A 1,433-nucleotide genomic window follows, 5' to 3' on the forward strand; every position below is an offset into this window, starting at 1 on the left:
GCGTCCCCAAGGGGATTCGAACCCCTGTTACCGCCGTGAAAGGGCGGTGTCCTAGGCCTCTAGACGATGGGGACACAGAAAACTGCTACCCTAGGACAAAACACTAATTTTTGGTGGAGCCATGCGGGATCGAACCGCAGACCTCTTCACTGCCAGCGAAGCGCTCTCCCAGCTGAGCTATGGCCCCAACTTAATCAATACCCGTCGTGATAAACACATCGTGTATCGCTTAGTGCGGGGCGCATTCTATGCACCACCCAAAATAAAGTCAACAGTTTTTTACCTAGCTTTATTTAAATGGTTTAATTTTCAACAAACTGGCTATCAAGCGTGCTAAAAAATACAATTTGAATAAGATTCTAGCCCTACTGCTTATAATAACATCACTATATCGCAGCGAATACTTAACAACACCCTACTCCCCTATTTAATGCAACAAAATTGCATCAAAGCAAAGGTATACATTTATATGCAAATTGAACTTATCTAAAAACTACCAATTAAGGCCCCGCCAATCGCCTTAATCTTTTAAAAGTTACAATTGCTTATAATAACCAAAACTTAAATGTGGATTTGAGAGTGCCCACTGCCTTTACTTGCTTAATAACCAGCGTAACTCGTACTAAAAAACTCGATTATTGTTTGAAGAACATTTTTTAAAGAGCATTGTAGCTTCGTAATGCTATGTACAAAACTTCAGGGCGTGTTGATCTTTGGTGGGTGAATTTGCAGCAGTATGTTTGGTTTTTAGGCAAGGCAGAGCCTATGTAGTGTGGTTATTACCCATGAATAGGCGATAACGCCGCATAAAGTCCAAACATGCGCTGCCCTTTGGGTTCAATCCACAAAGGTCAACACACACTAGTTATATGTGATCTATTTAGTCTTAATCCGAAGGCTATTAGTGAAGTATGAGTATTTACGATTTGGCTAGGTTGGCTTATAAAAATAAAGTAAGTACAAAAATAGAGTTTAGAATGCTGAAAATAGCATTTGTTTTGGGAAGTTTAGATTAAATTCATTTTTAAAGGACCGCTCTATTCACTAAATAACTCGCCCTAATATTAATCCATCTTGCTCATAATCATAAAAACGACTCCAGTAAAAAAAAACAATAAGTATCGTGAAGCTAAATTTAAGATTAATAAAATACAATTCCCTACTCACTTTTAGGAGCTTATTAGGTGCTTAATTGAACTGCAATATCAAATTTGATGATAAAATAGACTTCAACCATATCCTATTGTTTATAAAACCTTCATTCAGCACATTTTTATCATTCAAGTGTTGACACATTTCCAACTCTATCTATAATAGCGCCCCACAACAACGCAGCAATGCAATGTTGTTTAGATGTGGGTGATTAGCTCAGTTGGGAGAGCATCGCCCTTACAAGGCGAGGGTCACTGGTTCAAGTCCAGTATCACCCACCA

3 tRNA genes are annotated in these 1,433 nt (G+C 38.6%); 1 reads left to right on the forward strand and 2 read right to left on the reverse strand.

Features of this window, described 5'->3' with window-relative positions:
• Window position 1: 1 nt before the first annotated feature.
• Window positions 2–74 (reverse strand) — tRNA-Glu (locus I6E85_RS20735).
• A gap of 37 nt (window positions 75–111) precedes the next feature.
• A tRNA-Ala gene (locus I6E85_RS20740) sits at window positions 112–187 on the reverse strand.
• A gap of 1,170 nt (window positions 188–1,357) precedes the next feature.
• Here I6E85_RS20740 and I6E85_RS20745 point away from each other — a divergent pair.
• Window positions 1,358–1,433, forward strand: a tRNA-Val gene (locus I6E85_RS20745).

The organism is Pseudoalteromonas sp. NZS71 (assembly GCF_015864715.1).
GTDB classification, from domain to species: Bacteria; Pseudomonadota; Gammaproteobacteria; order Enterobacterales; family Alteromonadaceae; genus Pseudoalteromonas; species Pseudoalteromonas arctica.